The sequence below is a fragment of the Acidovorax sp. 1608163 genome (assembly GCF_003669015.1).
Classification (GTDB): domain Bacteria; phylum Pseudomonadota; class Gammaproteobacteria; order Burkholderiales; family Burkholderiaceae_C; genus Acidovorax.
Genome location: NZ_CP033069.1, coordinates 3709786 through 3727579, shown reverse-complemented (window position 1 = coordinate 3727579; position 17794 = coordinate 3709786). Strand labels below are relative to the sequence as shown.

The window sequence follows — 17794 nt, the reverse complement described above, 5'->3', positions numbered from 1 at the left end:
CAACAGGAGGGTGTTTGGTATGAATTTGCGTTACACAACAGCGCGTGCGCGTCAACGTGGCCTGTCTTTTGTCGGTGTCATTTTCATTGGTGTGCTGGCCGTGGCGACTTTTGCGATTGGCGGGCAGTCGGTGCCGATTTTTCTGGAGTACCAGGCGATCCGCAAGGCCACTCTCAAGGCCTCTAAAGAGGGTTCCACGGTGGCGGACATCCGTGCCTCGTTTGATCGAGCCGGGGCCATTGACAACATCAGCTCCATTGCCGGCAAGGATTTGGAGATCACCAAGCGCGGTGACAAGACCGTTGTCGGCTTCAAGTACTCCCGCGAGATTGCGTTGGCTGGCCCAGCCTTCCTTGTCTACCGTTTGCAATACCAGACCGAATAATTAGTGCATCCCAGTCTCTCTTCGCTGCAGGCCCGTCTGCAGCATGTTTTTTCCGATCCCTCGCTATTGCAGCGGGCTGTCACCCACCGCAGCTTTTCGGCCGACCACAACGAACGGCTGGAGTTCCTGGGGGATTCTGTCTTGAACCTGGCAGTGGCCAGCTTGCTGTACCAGCGGCTGGCGCAGTTGCCTGAAGGGGACCTTTCGCGTGTGCGGGCCAATCTGGTCAAGCAAGACACCTTGCACCAGTTGGCTTTGCGCTTGAAGGTGTCCGAGGTGCTTCGCTTGGGCGAGGGCGAGTCCAAGTCCGGTGGGCAGCAGCGCCCCTCCATCTTGGCCGATGCCCTGGAGGCCTTGATTGGAGCGGTCTATCTGGATGCAGGCTATGCGGGTGCCGAGGCACTGGTGCACCGTCTGTTCGAGGGGGTGGAGATCAACCCTCAGATGCAGGCCGTGGCCAAAGACCCCAAGACCGCATTGCAGGAGTGGCTGCAGGGCCGCAAAATGAAACTGCCGCAATACCGCGTGGTCGGCACCGTGGGTGAGGCCCACCGCCAGACCTTCGATGTGGAATGCGACATCACCGAACTGGGGCTGACCGAACGTGGCATCGGCGGCTCCCGCAGGGCGGGGGAACAAGCCGCCGCTGGCGCCATGCTGGCCACATTGAAAGCGAAGAAATTATGAACGATGCTACTAAAAATGTAGCTGCTGGCGCAGAATCTGCGAGCGCACAAGGCCCGGATGACTTGAATGCCATGCTGGCCGCAGCCCGTGCGGCGGGTGCTGTCAAGGCGGCGGCGGGTGTACCTGCTGCGCCGGTCGATGGCCAACGCTGCGGCCTGATCGCCATCGTGGGCAAGCCCAACGTGGGCAAGTCCACGCTGCTCAATGCACTGGTGGGGCAGAAGATCAGCATCACCTCGCGCAAGGCGCAGACCACGCGCCACCGCATCACCGGCATCCGCACGCTGGGGGCCACGCAGTTTGTGTTTGTCGACACACCAGGCTTCCAGACCCGGCACAGCACTGCGCTGAACAAATCGCTCAACAAGACCGTGATGGGCGCCATCGGTGATGTGGACCTGATCTTGTTTGTGGTCGAAGCAGGCAACTTCACCCTGGCCGATGCCAAAGTGCTGTCCTTGTTCAAGCCCGGCATCCCGACGCTGCTGGTGGCCAATAAGCTCGACACCGTGAACCGCCGTGCAGAGCTGGCCCCCTGGCTCAAGAGCATGCAAGAGCGCCACCCGTTTGCCGAGTTTGTGCCCATGTCGGCCAAGAACAAGGGTGATGTGGAGCGGCTCTTTGGTATTTGCGAAAAATACCTGCCAGAGCAAGGCTGGTGGTACGCCGAGGACGAGTTGACCGACCGCAGCGAGAAATTCCTGGTCAGCGAAACCGTCCGCGAAAAGCTCTTTCGCTTCACTGGCGATGAACTGCCTTACACCTCCACCGTGGTCATCGACAAGTTCGATGAGGAACCCAGCAAGGCGCACAAGCGCTTTGTGCGCGTGGCTGCGACCATCGTGGTCGAGCGCGATGGCCACAAAGCCATGGTGATTGGTGAAAAGGGCGAGCGCCTCAAGCGCATCAGCACCGAAGCCCGGCAAGAGCTGGAAAAGTTGCTCGAAGCCAAGGTGTTCCTGGAAGTGTGGGTCAAGGTGCGTTCGGGCTGGGCCGACGACGAAGCCCGCGTGCGCTCCTTCGGCTACGAGTAAGCGCATTCCATCGGCGCCTGCCGTCCTTTCTTTGGGCGGTGGTGCTGGGTCGAATGCCTTCATTGCCACCATCGCCTTTCCTCAAGCCCACCAATACGCCCTCCCGTGGCCGCCGCCAAGCGCATCACCGACGAACCCGCCTACGTGCTGCACAGCTACGACTGGAGCGAGTCCAGTCTGATCCTGGAGGTGTTTTGCCGCCGCCAGGGGCGCGTAGCACTGGTGGCCAAGGGGGCCAAAAAGCCCACCTCCAACTTCCGACCCGTGCTGCTGCCGCTGCAGCCACTGTTGCTCACCTACACCCTGGCCGGTGACGGGGTGGGCGACATCCACACCCTCAAAGGCGCCGAGTGGGTGGGCGGGCATGTGATGCCCACGGGCGATGCCCTGCTGTCGGGCCTGTACCTCAACGAATTGCTGCTGCGCCTGCTGGCCCGTGCCGATGCGCATGCGGGCCTGTTTGACGTGTATGCGGGCGTGGTGCGCGTGCTGGCCAGCGAGCATGGCGATGCCCTGGAGCCCGTGCTGCGCAGCTTTGAACTGCTGCTGCTGCGTGAGTTGGGCCTGCTGCCCACGCTCGATGTTGAGACCGCTACGTTCGCCACCCTGCGGCCTGAGGGCCGTTACACCCTGGTGGCCGAAGGCGGCTTGCGGGCGGCTTCTGGCACCGACCGCGCCAGCCTCTGTGGCAACCAATGGCGTGCGCTGCAAACGGCGCTGGACCAAGCCGCCAGCTACACCGCCACGCTGCGCGCCTGCGCCCCTGTGGCGGCCGAACTCAAACCCCAGCTGCGCGCCGTGCTGCAATACCATTGCGGTAGCCCGGTGCTGCGCACCCGCCAGCTCATGATGGATTTGCAAAGCTTATGACCACCCACCCACATTCCCGCACCGCACTGTCCGTCAACGTCAACAAGGTGGCCCTGGTGCGCAACACGCGCCACCTGGGCATTCCCAGCGTGACCCGTGCGGCCACGCTGTGCCTGCAGGCTGGGGCGCAGGGCATTACCGTGCACCCTCGGCCCGATGAACGCCACATTCGTGGCGACGATGTGTACGCCCTGGCCGAGTTGATGAAGGCCTGGCCCGACCGCGAATACAACATTGAAGGCAACCCATCGCAGAACCTGATGGAGTTCATTCGCACCGTGCGCCCTCACCAGGCCACCTTTGTGCCCGACAGCGAAGACCAGTTCACCAGCGACCACGGCTGGAGCTTTCCGCAAGACGCCGAGCGTCTGGCCCCGCTGATCGCCGAATGCAAGGCGCTGGGTGTGCGCGTGAGCCTGTTCATGGACCCAGTGCCCGAGCAAATGGCCGCCGCCCGTGCCGTGGGCGCTGACCGCGTGGAGCTGTACACCGAACCCTATGCCGCAGCCTGGGGTACCCCCCAGCAGGCCGAGCAACTGGCCCGCTACACCGCAGCAGCCCAGGCTGCGCTGGACGCAGGCCTGGGCGTGAACGCCGGGCATGACCTCAACCGCGACAACCTGGCTGCCTTTGTGCGCGAGGTGCCCGGTGTGCTCGAAGTCTCCATCGGCCACGCCCTGATTGCCGACGCGCTGGAGCTGGGCTACGCCGCCACGGTGCAGGCCTACCAGGCATGCATCGACGCGGGCTTTAAAGATTGCAATCACTCCTGATTTGATAGCTGCTTGCGCTGATTTATCAAGCGCTAGCTGCATATTGGGCTCAAAACCATGATCTACGGCATTGGCACCGACATCTGCGATGTGCGCCGCATCCGCGAAAGCCTGGAGCGCCACGGCGACCGCTTTGCCGAAAAAGTACTGGCGGCGGGCGAGCTGGCTGTGTGGCGCGAACGCACCGAGCGCTGGCCCGACCGGGGCCTTCGCTACCTGGCCACGCGCTTCTCTGCCAAAGAGGCCTTCAGCAAGGCCGTGGGGCTGGGCATGCGTATGCCCATGACCTGGCGGCACTGCGAAGTGGCCAAGCTGCCCAGCGGCCAGCCCGTCATCGTGCTGCACGGGGCCCTGAAAACCTGGTTTGAAGAACGCGGCCTGCATGCCCACCTGAGCGTAACGGACGAGACCGATTACGCCGCCAGCTTCTGCGTGGTGGAGCGTTTTGAGGGGAATAGCCCTCCAGCGCTTTCCCTATAAGCGCAAGCAGCTCTTGATTTGATAGCAATTCATCACCCATCCGATCTTCCATGACCGAACACGCCCCCCTCATCATTGACGTAGCCGGCACTGAACTCACCGCCACCGACCGCCGCCGCCTGGCCCACCCGTTGGTGGGCGGCGTCATCCTGTTCGCCCGCAACTGGGTGGACCGTGCCCAGCTGCTGCAGCTCACCAGCAGCATCAAGGCGGTGCGCGACGACCTGTTGATCTGCGTGGACCACGAAGGCGGGCGCGTGCAGCGTTTTCGCACCGATGGCTTCACCCACTTGCCGCCCATGCGCGCGCTGGGCGAGATGTGGATGGATGACGGCAAGGGCGCCAAGGCTGTGCCCGGCAGCGGCGCGCTGCGGGCCACCAATGCGGCCACGGCGGCGGGCTACGTGCTGGGCACAGAGTTGCGGGCCTGTGGTGTGGATTTTTCGTTCACCCCGGTTCTCGATCTCGATTGGGGCGAGAGCAGCGTGATTGGCGACCGTTCCTTCCACCGCGATCCGCGTGTGGTGGCCCTGCTGGCCAAGAGCCTGATGCACGGCCTGCTGCAGGCGGGCATGGCCAACTGCGGCAAGCACTTTCCTGGCCACGGATTCGTCAAGGCCGATTCGCACACCGAAGTGCCGGTGGACAAGCGCAGCCTCAAGGCCATCCTGGCCGACGACGCCGCGCCGTACCCGTGGCTCAGCACCACGCTCACCAGCGTGATGCCTGCGCATGTCATCTATCCCAAGGTGGACAGCCGCCCCGCAGGCTTCTCGCAGCGCTGGCTGCAAGAGATTTTGCGCCGCCAGATGCGCTTTGACGGCGCCATCTTCAGCGACGACCTGAGCATGGAAGGTGCCCGCCGCCTGGACGGCCAGGTGGTGAGCTACACCGCTGCTGCCGTGGCGGCGCTGGAGGCGGGCTGCGACCTAGTGCTGCTGTGCAACCAGAGCCTGGGCGAGGGCCAAGCGGTGGACGAATTGATCGACGGCCTGGAAAAGGCCCAAGCCCAGGGCCTGTGGCAGCCCAGCGTGGACAGCGAATCGCGCCGCCTGGCACTGCTGCCCGAGACACTGCCCCAGCCTTGGGATGAGCTGATGCTGCAGCCTGCGTACATGCAGGCGTTGGACCTGTTGATGTGAGGAAACGACAGCGATAACGCCACCCGAGGGACGGGTGGTGCTGCTGAGGTCAAGGCGCGGGGACGGTGGCCTGTGCCACAGGACTGGCGGTTGGGCTGGCTGCTTGGGGCTCTGCGCCCGTGGCAGGCATGGCGGGAGCCAAGGCGGCCGGTGAGGGCGGCTCCCCGTGCCAGCGCCGCACCACGCGCTGGAAGATCAGCGCATTCGGTATCTGCACCCAGGCGCTGCCCGGCGGGGTGTTGAATTCTTCCAGCGTGGTGTAGAGCAGGTTCACGTCCACCACACGGCCCTTGGCACCGGGCTTTTCGGCGGTGTCGAGCACCTCGACATGGTCACCAATGCGAAATGGCCGCACGGTGAAGATGAGCAGTGCGCAGAACAGGTTGGACAGCACGCTCCACGCCGCAAAAAACGCCACGGCGCCCACGGTGGCAAAGCCGGTGAAGGCCGTCCACAGCACGGTGGCCGAGACGCCCAGGCGCTCCAGCACCAGCAGCACGGCGCTGGCCATGATGGTCCAGCGGATGAGCCCGTTGATAGGCACCACCAGCTCGCCGGGCAACTGGTAATGCCGTGCCGCCTTGCGCACCAGCCGCCGCAGCAGCCCTTGCAGCAAAAAGGCGACCAGCATGATGCCCAGGATCTGGCCGCCGGGCACGATCACCTCCAGCCAGTCTTGCACCCACTCCGGCAGGCGGTGTTTGGGAATCGCCATGGATATCCGAGGTAACGCGGTCTGTGGATCAGCCTTCGCGGCGCAGGGCCGGGAACAGGATCACGTCGCGGATGCTGGGGCTGTCGGTCAGCAGCATCATCAGGCGGTCAATGCCAATGCCGCAGCCGCCTGTGGGGGGCATGCCGTATTCCAGAGCGCGCACAAAGTCGTGGTCGTAGAACATGGCTTCGTCGTCGCCGCTGTCCTTGGCGGCCACCTGGGCGTGGAAGCGCGCGGCCTGGTCTTCGGCGTCGTTCAGTTCGCTGAAGCCGTTGCCAAATTCGCGGCCGGTGATGTACAGCTCAAAGCGCTCGGTCACCTCGGGGCGGGTGTCGTTGGCGCGGGCCAGCGGGCTGATTTCGGTGGGGTGCTCCATGATGAAGGTGGGCTGCCACAGCTTGTCTTCCACGGTTTCTTCAAAGTAGAACACCTGCAGGCTGGCTAGCGAGCGGGTGGAGAGCTTGTCCTTCTCTTCCGACATGCCCAGCTTCTTGAGGGCGCTGATGAGCCAGGCGGCGTCGTCCACATGGGCACCGGCTTCGGTGTACTGGAAGATGGCTTCGCGGATCGTCAGGCGGGCAAACGGCTGGCTCAGGTCCACCTCGCGGCCGCCGTAGCTCAGTTGCAGCGAGCCGGTGGCCTTCAGCGCCACTTCGCGGATCAGCTTTTCGGTGAATTCCATCAGGTCCTGGTAGTTCCAGTACGCGGCGTAGAACTCCATCATCGTGAACTCGGGGTTGTGGCGCACCGAGATGCCTTCGTTGCGGTAGCTGCGGTTGATTTCAAACACGCGCTCAAAACCGCCCACGATCAGGCGCTTGAGGTACAGCTCGGGCGCAATGCGCAGGAACATCTCTTGTTCCAGCGCGTTGTGGTGCGTCACAAACGGCTTGGCATTGGCGCCGCCCGGGATGGGGTGCAGCATGGGCGTCTCGACTTCCAGGAAGTCGTTTTGCACCATGAATTCGCGCAGCCCTGCCACGGCCTTGCTGCGGGCCACAAAGCGCTTGCGGGCCTGCTCGTCGGTGATCAGGTCCACATAGCGCTGGCGGTACTTTTGTTCCTGGTCGCTCATGCCGTGGAACTTGTCGGGCAGTGGGCGCAGGCTCTTGGTAAGCAGGCGCAGGCTGGTGACCTTGATCGACAGTTCGCCCGTCTTGGTCTTCATCAGCGTGCCTTCGGCACCCACGATGTCACCCAGGTCCCAGTGCTTGAAGGCGGCGTACAGCTCTTCGCCCACGGCATCGCGGGTGATGTAGAGCTGGATGCGGCCACCGGTGTCGCCCAGCGAGCCGTCTTGCACGGTGGCAAAGCTGGCCTTGCCCATCACGCGCTTGAGCATCATGCGGCCGCCCACGCTCACGGTGACGGGGTTGGCTTCCAGCGCCTCTGCGTCTGCACCACTGTGCGCGGCTTGCAGGGCAGCGGCCTTGTGGGCGGGCTTGAAGTTGTTGGGGAACGCCACGGCGCCGCCCTGGGCCTGGGCTTCACGCAGGGCGCGGAGCTTTTCGCGGCGCTCGGCGATGAGCTGGTTCTCGTCTTGGGGGGCGGGTGCGTGGTTCTGTTCAGACATAGGGGCTGGGTGCAGTGGCTGCAGGGCTTTTGGAAGGGGCCACGGCGCGCAAAGGGGCGGCAGTGGGGTGGCAGTGGGGTGGCTTCGGCGCTGTAGGGGGCGAAATCAGCAGGCTGAGAAGGATGTCCTTGCACAGCCGAACCGGTGATTTTAAGGTTTCTGTGGGCCCGCTGGCGCACGGAACACGGCGGCAGCGGTGCGGGCAATGATGCGCAGGTCCAGCCACAGGCTGCGCTGCTGCACATATTGGCAGGCGTATTGCAGCTTGGCGGGCAAAATTTCTTGCACATAGGACCGCTCGGGGTCGCTGCTGCGCGCCAGCACTTCGCTCTCATCGCGGTACGCCAGCGAGGCCAGGTCGGTGATGCCGGGGCGCACGCTCAGCACCTGCGCAGCGACCTCGGCGGGGTACAGCGCCACGTACCTGGGCACCTCAGGCCTCGGGCCCACCACGCTCATGTCGCCGCACAGCACATTGGCAAACTGGGGCAGCTCGTCGAGCTTGGTGCGGCGCAAAAATCGGCCCGCGCGGGTGATGCGCGCATCGGCCCCGACGGTGATCTGCGGCCCTGCAGCCTCTGCGCCAGCGCGCATGGTGCGGAACTTGTAGATGCGAAACAGCTGCCCATGCCGCCCCACGCGCTCTTGCTGGTAGATGACCGGGCCGGGCGAGTCGCGGCGCACCCACAGCGCAATCACGGCCAGCAGCGGTGCCAACAGCAGCAGCACGGTGGCCGAGAAGGCCATGTCAAAAGCGCGCTTGATCCACATGGTTGACAGAGGTTGGTGGGCAGAGTTCTTCAGCCCAGCAGCTCGTGCAGCGCGGCAATCACGCGTTCCTGGTCTGCATCGCCCATGGCTGTGAACAGCGGCAGGCTCACCATGGCCTGGTAGGCGGCATCGGCTTGCGGAAACTGCTCGGGCGTGAGCTGGTAGCGATCGCGCCAGTAGGGGTGGCGGTGCAGCGGCACATAGTGCACGCTGGTGCCAATGCCCCGGTCCGACAGGCCCTGGATCAGTGCATCGCGGTCCATGCGTGCCTGCGGAGCCAGGCGCACCACGTACAGGTGCCAGGCATGCACGTCGCCAGATGGGGCTGTGGCGGGCAGCACCAGGGGCAGGCTGGCCAGTGCAGCGTGGTAGCGCTGGGCCAGCTGCTCGCGCCGCTGCACAAACTGCGGCAGGCGTGCCAGCTGCTGCACGCCCATGGCGGCGGCCACATCGGTCATGTTGTATTTGAAGCCGGGGGCCACCACCTCGTAGTACCAGGCCGGGGTCTTGGAGGTGAAGCGGTCAAACGCATCGCGGTTCATGCCGTGCAGGCGCATCACGCGCATGCGCTGGGCCAGTGCGGCATCGCGCGTCACGGCCATGCCGCCTTCGCCGGTGGTGATGGTCTTGTTGGCGTAGAAGCTGAACACCGTCACGTCGGACTGCAACTGCCCCACCAGTGCGCTGCGCCAGGTGGTGGGCAGCGCATGGGCTGCGTCTTCCACCACCTTCAGGCCGTGCTCTTTGGCAATCGCCAGGATTGCGTCCATGTCGCACGCCAGGCCGCCGTAGTGCACGGGCATGATGGCTTTGGTGCGCGGCGTGATGGCGGCGCGGATCTTTTCCGGGTCGATGTTCAGCGTCACCGGGTCCACATCCACCAGCACCGCGTCGGCCCCCAGGTAGCGCACCACCTCGACGGTGGCAGTGAAGGTGAGGGTGGGGGCAATCACCTCGTCCCCCGGGCCAATGCCCAGGGCCTCCAGCGCCAGGTGCAGCCCGGCCGTGGCCGAATTCACGGCCACGCCCTGCAGCCCGCCACCCAGGTAGTCCACAAAGTTCTGCTCAAACTGGCGCGTCACGGGGCCGGTGGTGACCCAGCCAGAGCGCATGGCCTCGGTCACGGCGGCGATTTCGGCATCGCCAATGTCGGGGCGGGCGAAGGGAAGGAAGGGGTTTGACGGTGCTGTAGACATGGCGATCAAGAGAGTGGGGCCGCACGGCCGATGGGGTGGTACTCCAGTCCGGCGGTGCGCATCGTGTCGGGCTCAAACAGGTTGCGCCCGTCAAACACCACCGGGTGCTTCAGCGTGGCGGCCAGGTGGGCAAAGTCGGGGCTGCGGAATTCCTTCCACTCGGTGACGATGACCAGCGCATCCGCGCCTGCCAGGGCCGCATCGGCCTGGGGTGCGTAGTACAGGTGGGGCCGTGGGCCCAGCACGGCCTGTGCTTGCAGCATGGCCTGGGGGTCATAGGCCACCACTTCCGCACCCCGCGCCAGCAGTTGCTCTATCACCGTCAGGCTGGGCGCCTCGCGCATGTCGTCCGTGCCGGGCTTGAAGGCCAGGCCCCACAGCGCAAAGCGGCGGCCCTGCAAGTCGGCGCCGAAGCGGGCCACGATCTTGTCGACGAGCACCTGCTTTTGCCGCTGGTTCACTGCCTGCACGGCCTGCAGAATCTGCAGCGGCTGGCCCGAGCTTTCGCCCATCTGGATCAGGGCACGCACATCTTTGGGAAAGCACGAGCCGCCATAGCCGGTGCCCGCGTACAAAAAGTGCGTGCCAATGCGCGGGTCGGTGCCGATGCCGGTGCGCACCTGCTCAATGTCCGCCCCCAGCTTCTCGGCCAGCAGGGCCAGCTCGTTCATGAAGCTGATGCGCGTGGCCAGCATGGCGTTGGCGGCGTACTTGGTGAATTCGGCACTGCGCACGTCCATCTCAATCAACCGCTCGCGGTTGCGCATGAAGGGGGCGTACAGGGTGCGCATCAGGGCGGTGGCGTGCTCGTTGTCGCTGCCCACGATCACCCGGTCGGGCCGCATGAAGTCCTGCACTGCAGAGCCTTCTTTGAGGAACTCGGGGTTGGACACGACGGAAAAGTCGGGCGACAGCCCGCGTGCGGCGAGCACCGCAGCCACCTCACGCGCTACGGCATCGGCGGTGCCTACGGGCACCGTGCTCTTGTTGATGATGAGCTTGTAGCCCTGCATCCGTTCGGCCACGGCCCGTGCAGCGGCCAGCACATGCTGCAGGTCGGCCGATCCGTCCTCGCTGGGCGGTGTGCCCACGGAAATGAACTGCAGCAGGCCGTGCGCCACGGCGGTGTCGATGTCGGTGGTGAAGCGCAGGCGCCCGGCTTGGGCATTGCGCGCCACCACATCGCCCAGGCCGGGCTCGTGGATGGGCATCTCGCCCCGGTTCAGCGCGGCGATGCGCTGGGCGTCCAGATCCAGGCAGACCACCTGGTTGCCCATTTCTGCGAGGCAAGCGCCAGTGACCAGGCCCACATAGCCGGTGCCGATGACGGTGATTTTCATGACGGTAAAGCTTCTGGCCCTGCACTGAGGGCCGGTTTCACCGCCCAGGTCAGGCGGTGGGTGCGTAAGAAGGGTAGCAGCGTGGCGCAGGGCGCAATCAGGCCTCCAGGCAGGCGGCGTGCCACGGGCGGTGCCAGCGTGACGCGCTGTGAATGCAGTTGTGCTTGCGGGAATAGTCGCCGCACTTCGGCCAGCGGCACGCCCTGCACATCGGGGTTGCGCGGGTTGTTGACGACAAAGTCGTACACCAGCACGCCACCACCGGGGGCCACCCATTGCCACATCTGCTGCGCAAGCGCAGTGCGAAATTCGGCACCGAGCAGTGAACTGAACAGGGTGAACGCGAGCACGGCCTGCTGGCTGCCGGGGGCGATGGTGGCGCTTGCGGCATCGCCTGCATGGATGGCCAGCGCGTCGGGCAGGGTTGCACGGGCCTGGGCTGCGCGTTCGTGCAGCAATTCCAGCCCTTGCAGGTGCTGAGGCTGGGCGCCCAGGCGCACCAGGTCGTGCAGGTTGCCGCCGCTGCCACAGCCCACTTCGGTGATCTGCAGGCCCGCCAGGCTTTGCCAGCCGTGCGTGCGCCACAGCTGCACCATGGCCCGCAGCCGCTCTTGCTGGGCCTGCAGGGCCGAGGCGCTGGCGTACAGGCTGTAGTGCTGCGCGTCGGCCACCGCATTGCGCCGGGCGTAGCGGGCCTGCACGGCAGCGGGTTCGTGTGGAGGTTCTGTGGGGCTCATGGCAAAAGCGTGCAGGGGCTTCAGCGCGTGATGCGCGCAAACTGGGCCGAAGGCTGGCGGCCGCGCAGCATGTCCCACAGGCCACGCCAGGTGCCCAGGCCGTAGGCGACGTGGTAGGCTGCAATCACCACCGGCAGGCGCGCCAGGGTGTGCCACTGGCCTGCAGTGCGGGCGGCCAGCACCGAAGCAGCGCCCACATAGCCGCCGTACGCTGCAAGCAGGGCCACCAGTGGCCAGGCACTCCAGGGGCTGATGGCGAGCAGGCCCACCAAAGCCGCCACAAAGGCCGCAGGCACCAGTTGCCGCACGGAGCCCGGCTGGCCGTGTTTGCGCATGACAAAGGGGCGCCAGTAGCCGTACTGCCGCTGCTGCGCAAACAGGTGGCGCAGCGAATCGCGCGGGCGGTAGCTCGATTGGATGCGCCCGCTTTGCCAGATGCGCGCACCGCCCAGGCGCAGCCGCAGGTTGTGCTCGTCGTCCTGGTTGCGCACCAGGGTTTCGTCAAAGCCACCAAACCGCTCTAGCGTGGCGCGGGGCCAGCAGCCCAGGTACACGGTGTCTACGGGGCCTTCGTAGGCTTTGTTGCGCGACAGGGCCCCGCCCACCACCCAGCGGCTCTGGAAGGCCGTGGCGATCGCACTGCCCATGGGGCCGCGCCCCTCGGCCACCCAGGGGCCGCCCACGTTGTCGGCCCCGGTGCGCTCCAGCGTGGCCAGGCACTGGGCGAGGTAATCGGGCGCAAACTGGGTGTGCACATCCAGCCGTGCCACCACGCTGCCGCGCGCCAGGCGCAGGCAGGCGTTGAGCCCGGTGGAGACGATGCGGCCAGGGTTGTCCACCCAGCGCAAGCGCGGGTCGGCCGCGCAGCGCTGCTGCAGCCGCTCGCGCGTGCCGTCGTCGCTGCAGCCATCTGCCACCAGCACTTCCATCTGCCAGCCGGGGGGCAACTGCTGCTGCAAGGCGCTGTCGCAAAAGGCGTCGATGTGCGCAGCCTCGTTGCGGCAGGGCACGATGACGCTGAGCAGCTGGGGCTGGGCGGGTTGGGTGAACATGGTTGCTATATTTTATGTAGCTGCTAGCGCTTTATCTGATTGCCCTAGCGGCCAATTTTCTTGTTATTTGGTGTTGACGATGCCGGTTACAGGACGCTGCAGCAGCCCACGGTACAGCGCATCCATGCGGTCCATTTGCACAGCGCGGTCGCCCTCTTGCTGAATGCGCTGGGCATTGCGCTGGCCTGCCGCATGGGCTGCGGCGTCGTTTTGTGCCAGGGTGGCTAGCTTGTGTGCCAGGGCGCTGCTGTCGTGTGCGGGCACCAGCCATTTGGCTGGCAGCCAATGGGCGTTGGCTTGCAATGGGGTGGCCACCACGGGCAGGCCGCAGGCCATGCTTTCGAGCACCGAGACCGAGGTGGCATCTTGCGTGGGCACCGACACTGAGACCTTGCACCGCGCCAGCACACGGGCCATGCCTGCGTCGTCCAGCCGCCCGTGAAAGGTCACTGCCTCGCCCAAGCCCAGCCGGGCGACTTGCTCGCGCAGGGCCGCCTCCAGGCTGCCGCCGCCCAGCAGGTGCAGGTGCATTGGCACGGCGGGTTGCTTGGCCCGCAGGTGCGCCACGGCGTCGATGATGGTGGCGATGTTGTAGTTGGGCTCCCACGAGCGCAGGCTCACGATCTCAAAGCCAGGTTTGGCTTGCCACGGCGCAGGCGCAAAGCGCGCCAGGTCCACGCCCCAGTGGATGCAGTGCACTGCAGCGCGCGGGCGGTAGCTGTGCGCGGCATCGACCAGGCTTTGCGAATCGCCTGTGATGAGGTCAGCGCGGCGCAGCGTCCAGCTGGTGAGCCAGCGCATCCACGGGCTGGTGTGCGGCGTTACCAGCAAGTCGCTGCCCCAGGCGGTCATCACCAGCGGGTGGCGGCCGCAGCGTGCGCCCAGGTAGCCGTAGGAGGTGGTGTAGTGCGCGTGCACGATGTCGGGGGCCAGGGCCTGCACAGCGCGGCGTGTCTCGCCCGCGCGCAGCAGCCACTGGGCCGAGCGGCGCACCGGGCGCAGCACATGCTGCCCCACGCCCTCGATGGGCGCGGGCCGCGCAGTGACCAGCGACACGCGGTAGCAGCGCCCCTGCATCTCGCGCGCCCAGCGCTGGATATGGGGGCTGGTGGCATCGCCCAGCAGGCACAGGTGGATGGGGGGCATGTCAGGCGCGATCAGAAGGTGGCGTGGGTGTGGATGCAGGGACGGGCGAGGTGGGCAGCATGTCAGCCCAGGCAGCGTAGTGCGCCTGCATCTCGGGGTATTGCGCCAGCAAGGCGGCATCGCGCGTGCGCACATCGCCCACCACGCGGGCTGGTTGCCCGGCGACGATGGCAAAGTCTGGTACCTCGCCGCGCACCTGGGCATAGGCGCACACCACGGCCCCCTTGCCGATGCGGCTGCCCGCTTCGATCAGGCTGTGCGGGCCGACAAAGGCATAGGCGCCAATGTGCACCGGTGCCTGCAGGTAGCCGGGGCGTGCAGCCGCCGCGCCTGCATGCGCCGCATAGCTGCGCCCCATGAGGCGCACGGCCCGGTGCGAGCTGTGGGTGACGATGCTCACAAAGTTGGTGATCTGCACGCCCTCGTCGATGCGCAGGCCGCCTGCGGCGTCCAGAAAGTTGAAGTGGCCGATGAACACATGGTCTGCGAGCTGCAGGCCCTCTTCGCCCTCAATGCAGGTGCTGGGCGCGATGCGGGTGTGGGGCAGGGGCGTGCCTTGCGCAGTGCGCTCGCCAAACACCATGCGGTAGAACAGCGCCTGCCACAGGCGGCGGCGCCAGCGGTTAAGCCAGGCTTTCATCGCGTCCTTCATGGGGGATGTCCTTCCAGGTGGCCAGGGCCCAAAAATAGTAGCCAAAGTACAGCAGCATGGAGGCCGAAATGCCCCAGGCCGCACCAGTGAGCCCATCCAGCGCCAGGCCTGTCAGCAGTCCTGCAAAAAACGCCACCTGGCCCACCAGCGCCAGGCGCAGTGCCCAGGCCTGGGCCTTCCAGGCCAGCGTGGTGACGGCCAGGGGCGATGCAATGAAGTGCAGCGCAATGTAGGGGGCCAGTGCCCGGGCCAGCTCGCCCGCCCCCGCCCAGCGGCTGCCAAAAAAGGCGGTGAACAAGGCCGGCCCCCACAGCAGCAGCACGGCGGCCATGGGCAGTGCGATGGCGGCCAACAGCCGCATGCTGTGGTGCACGGCCTGGCGCGCCGCCTTGGCGTTGGGGGCCTGCACCAGCCGGGGGTACAGCGCTTGCGACAAAGCCCCGCCCAGCAGGCTGGCGGGGGCCTTCAGGTAGCGCAGCGACATGGCCCACAGGCCTGCGGCCGCGTCACCCGACCAGGCGGTGACGGCCAGCAGGGTGAGCGTGTCTTGCAGTGCGCCCACAAACGCATGGGGCGTGTTGAGCAGTGGGAAGTCGCGGTGGCGCAGCGCCATGGCGCGCAACGCGGGCCACGGGGCGCGCAGGCAGGCCGCCCAGCCGTCCAGCGGGGCCGGCCGCGCCAGCAGCCAGGCGGCCAGTAGTGCTGTGGCGATGGCGCCTGCACACAACCCCCACAGCCCAGCGCCATCGGTTGATGCGGTGTGCTCCGTCGGCCCAAAAGCCCACCAGCCCAGCGCCAGTTGCAGCACAGCGCCCCCACCGTACTGCACCAGCCGGGCGCTGGACAGCAGGCCAAAGCGCTCTGAGCGCGTGGCCCACATCGTGAGCCACTGGGTGGCCCCCAAGGCCAGCACCGCCAGTGGCAGCAGCCAGTAGGTGGCCATGCCGCTGCGCCAGGCCAGCACGCCAGCAGCGCACAGCGTGGCCAGGCCCACGGCAGCCAGCACATGGCCGCACAACGCCATCAGCTGCGCGGCCTCGGGCTCGGCGCGCTCCAGCGGCAGGGCGTATTCATAGCGTGCACAGGCCACCACGGCCACATTGGTGGCCAGGGCCCACAGCAGGGCGAACTGGCCGAAGGCCTCGGGCGAGTAGGTGCGGGTGAGCGCGGGCCCCAGCAGCAAGGGCAGGGCGTGGGCGGCCACGCTGCCGGTGAGCAGCGTGGCGGTGGCTTTGAATAGCCCTTGGGTCATGCCACCTGTTCAGTCATGCCGCCTGCGCAGCCACTTCGGGTGGGTCGGGCTGATCGGGCTGGTAGCCCGGAACCAGGGTGTGCAGCAGCGCCCGCATGCCGTCGGGGTCGTTGGCCAGCGCAGCCGCCTGCAGGCGGGTCAGCAGGGCGCTCAGCGTGGCCCAGTCAAAGCGCTCCTCTTGCGCCCGCAAGATGCGCGGGTGCGCCGTGGGCAGGGGGTTGTCGCCAATCAGCAGCTCTTCGTAGAGCTTTTCGCCCGGGCGCAGACCAGTGAAGGTGATGGCGATGTCGCCGCTGGGGTGCTGTGCATCACGCACCGTCAGGCCCGCCAGGGTCACCATGCGCTCGGCCAGTTCGCGGATGCGGATGGGCTCGCCCATGTCGAGCACAAACACATCGCCCCCTTCGGCCATGGCGCCTGCCTGCAGCACCAGCTGGGCGGCTTCGGGGATGGTCATGAAATAGCGGGTGACCTCGGGGTGCGTCACGGTGATGGGGCCGCCGTGCGCGATTTGCTGGCGAAACAGCGGGATCACGCTGCCGCTGGAGCCCAGCACGTTGCCAAAGCGCACCATGGAAAAACGGGTGGGGCTGCGCCAGGGCGTGTTGGTGGCGCTGGCTTGTGGGCCTGCAGGTGGGGCTGAAAAGGGGGGCAGCGTAGCGTGGGCCATGGCTTGCAGCACCAGCTCGGCCACGCGCTTGCTGGCGCCCATCACGTTGGTGGGGCGCACGGCCTTGTCGGTGGAGACGAGTACAAAGTGCCCCACGCCTTGCTCCAGCGCCACACGCACCATGTTCAGGGTGCCAAACACGTTGTTCTGGATGCCTTCGGCCGCGTTGGCCTCGACCATGGGCACATGCTTGTAGGCGGCGGCGTGGTAGATGCAGACGGGGCGGTGCAGGCGGCACAGCTCGGCCATGCGCTGCGGGTTGTTCACGCTGGCCAGCAGGGGCGTGAGCTGGGTCTGGACCACGCCTTGGTGTGCGAGGGCCTGCAGCTCCTGGTGGATGCTGTAGAGCGCAAATTCACTGTGATCGACCAGCAGCAACTGCGTAGCGCCCAGCTGCGCCAGTTGGCGGCACAGCTCGCTGCCAATGCTGCCGCCCGCGCCGGTGACCAGCACCACCTGGCCTGCGATGTGTTGCTGCATCAGGGGCAGGTCGGGGGCCACGGGCGCACGCCCCAGCAGGTCTTCAATGTCCAGGTCCTGGAAGTCGGTCACCGTCACCTTGCCGCTGGCCAGGTCGGTCAGGCCAGGCAGGGTGCGGATGCGCACCGGCAGCGGGCGCAGGCTTTCGATAATTTGCTGGCGCCGCTGGCGGGGCACGCTGGGCAGCGCCAGCAGCACGTCGGTGATGCCCAGGCGCTGCACCGTGGCGGGCAGGGCCTCGGGCGCATACACGCGCACACCGTTGATGCTGCGGCCCGCTTTGCTGGTGTCGTCGTCGGCAAAGGCCAGCAGGTGGTAGCTGCGCGCGCTGACCAGCCCCGCAGCGGTTTGCGCCCCGGCTGTGCCCGCGCCGTAAATCAGCAACCGGTGGGGGGCTGCCGCGGTGCGCCCCGCCAGCCACAGCCAGCCCAGCGAGCGGCTGGCGCCCACCAGCAGCAGAAAAATCACCGGCTGCAAAATGCCCACGCTGCGCGGAATCCCCTCCCACTTGCCAATGAGCAGCGTGAGCAGCAGCACCGCGCCGTAGATGGCCACGGCCTTGCCTGTGGTGAGCAAGGCCTGAATGCCGGTGTAGCGGAAGATGGCGCGGTACAGCCCCAGGTTCATCAGGATAGGAAACGCCAGTGCTGGGGCCAGGGCGTAGGCAATCCACTGCTTGCCCTCAGGCCAGTGCAGAGTGTCCAGCCGCAGGGTGAAGGCCACCCACATGGCAAACAGGCCCATGCCTGCGTCCAGCGCGGCCACAAACAGGCGCTTGGTGCTGCGGGGCCAAGAGAGGATGTGCTGCAGCACCGCGCGGTCGTCCAGGCCCTGCATGC

General features: G+C 66.4%; 18 protein-coding genes. 7 read left to right on the top strand and 11 right to left on the bottom strand.

Annotation, left to right across the window (positions count from 1 at the left end; genetic code table 11):
• The first annotated feature begins 19 nt into the window (after positions 1-19).
• From EAG14_RS16610 to nagZ, 7 genes are all read left to right on the top strand, one after another.
• Complete coding sequence (locus tag EAG14_RS16610) at positions 20-385, top strand: DUF4845 domain-containing protein (protein WP_121729536.1); 366 nt, start codon at positions 20-22, stop codon at positions 383-385.
• 3 nt (positions 386-388) lie between these two features.
• Complete coding sequence (gene rnc, locus EAG14_RS16605) at positions 389-1072, top strand: ribonuclease III (RefSeq protein WP_121729535.1); 684 nt, start codon at positions 389-391, stop codon at positions 1070-1072.
• Positions 1069-2106, top strand: a complete 1038-nt coding sequence (gene era / locus EAG14_RS16600) for a GTPase Era (RefSeq protein ID WP_099740231.1) — start codon at positions 1069-1071, stop codon at positions 2104-2106. The genes rnc and era overlap by 4 nt, the downstream gene beginning before the upstream one ends.
• Positions 2107-2211: 105 nt before the next feature.
• Positions 2212-2976, top strand: coding sequence for a DNA repair protein RecO (gene recO, locus EAG14_RS16595; protein ID WP_121729534.1), 765 nt, complete (start codon positions 2212-2214; stop codon positions 2974-2976).
• Positions 2973-3749 (top strand): pyridoxine 5'-phosphate synthase, encoded by a 777-nt coding sequence (locus EAG14_RS16590; protein ID WP_121729533.1) that lies wholly within the window; start codon positions 2973-2975, stop codon positions 3747-3749. The genes recO and EAG14_RS16590 overlap by 4 nt, the downstream gene beginning before the upstream one ends.
• A 57-nt stretch (positions 3750-3806) precedes the next feature.
• Entirely contained in the window at positions 3807-4229 is a 423-nt protein-coding gene (gene acpS / locus EAG14_RS16585; protein WP_121729532.1) for a holo-ACP synthase, read from the top strand.
• 50 nt (positions 4230-4279) lie between these two features.
• Positions 4280-5371: a beta-N-acetylhexosaminidase gene (gene nagZ / locus EAG14_RS16580; RefSeq protein WP_121729531.1), complete on the top strand. Its 1092-nt coding sequence runs from the start codon at positions 4280-4282 to the stop codon at positions 5369-5371.
• A gap of 49 nt (positions 5372-5420) precedes the next feature.
• On the opposite strand, the gene EAG14_RS16575 is transcribed toward nagZ, so the two are convergent.
• From EAG14_RS16575 to EAG14_RS16525, 11 genes are all read right to left on the bottom strand, one after another.
• Positions 5421-6086 carry a mechanosensitive ion channel family protein gene (locus tag EAG14_RS16575; protein ID WP_121729530.1) on the bottom strand — a complete coding sequence of 222 codons (666 nt, stop codon included), beginning with the start codon at positions 6084-6086 and terminating at the stop codon, positions 5421-5423.
• A gap of 28 nt (positions 6087-6114) precedes the next feature.
• Positions 6115-7659, bottom strand: a complete 1545-nt coding sequence (lysS, locus tag EAG14_RS16570) for a lysine--tRNA ligase (protein WP_099658167.1) — start codon at positions 7657-7659, stop codon at positions 6115-6117.
• A 150-nt stretch (positions 7660-7809) separates the two neighbouring features.
• Positions 7810-8430 carry a sugar transferase gene (locus EAG14_RS16565; protein WP_099658168.1) on the bottom strand — a complete coding sequence of 207 codons (621 nt, stop codon included), beginning with the start codon at positions 8428-8430 and terminating at the stop codon, positions 7810-7812.
• Positions 8431-8459: 29 nt separating this feature from the next.
• A complete protein-coding gene (locus tag EAG14_RS16560; protein WP_121730525.1) occupies positions 8460-9626 on the bottom strand; it encodes a DegT/DnrJ/EryC1/StrS aminotransferase family protein in 1167 nt (388 codons plus the stop codon).
• A 5-nt stretch (positions 9627-9631) separates the two neighbouring features.
• The gene (locus tag EAG14_RS16555) at positions 9632-10966 is read right to left on the bottom strand and encodes a UDP-glucose/GDP-mannose dehydrogenase family protein (RefSeq protein WP_121729529.1); all 1335 of its coding nucleotides are present in this window, start codon (positions 10964-10966) and stop codon (positions 9632-9634) included.
• Entirely contained in the window at positions 10963-11703 is a 741-nt protein-coding gene (locus EAG14_RS16550; protein WP_121729528.1) for a class I SAM-dependent methyltransferase, read from the bottom strand. Before EAG14_RS16550 ends, EAG14_RS16555 begins: the two co-directional genes overlap by 4 nt.
• Before the next feature lie 20 nt (positions 11704-11723).
• Positions 11724-12755, bottom strand: coding sequence for a glycosyltransferase family 2 protein (locus EAG14_RS16545; RefSeq protein WP_121729527.1), 1032 nt, complete (start codon positions 12753-12755; stop codon positions 11724-11726).
• A 63-nt stretch (positions 12756-12818) separates the two neighbouring features.
• Positions 12819-13901: a glycosyltransferase gene (locus EAG14_RS16540; RefSeq protein WP_121729526.1), complete on the bottom strand. Its 1083-nt coding sequence runs from the start codon at positions 13899-13901 to the stop codon at positions 12819-12821.
• Between the two features lies 1 nt (position 13902).
• Positions 13903-14541, bottom strand: coding sequence for an acyltransferase (locus tag EAG14_RS16535; protein WP_121730524.1), 639 nt, complete (start codon positions 14539-14541; stop codon positions 13903-13905).
• Positions 14525-15805: a lipopolysaccharide biosynthesis protein gene (locus EAG14_RS16530; protein WP_121729525.1), complete on the bottom strand. Its 1281-nt coding sequence runs from the start codon at positions 15803-15805 to the stop codon at positions 14525-14527. The genes EAG14_RS16535 and EAG14_RS16530 overlap by 17 nt, the downstream gene beginning before the upstream one ends.
• A gap of 13 nt (positions 15806-15818) precedes the next feature.
• Entirely contained in the window at positions 15819-17792 is a 1974-nt protein-coding gene (locus EAG14_RS16525; RefSeq protein WP_240456811.1) for a nucleoside-diphosphate sugar epimerase/dehydratase, read from the bottom strand.
• Positions 17793-17794 lie beyond the last annotated feature (2 nt).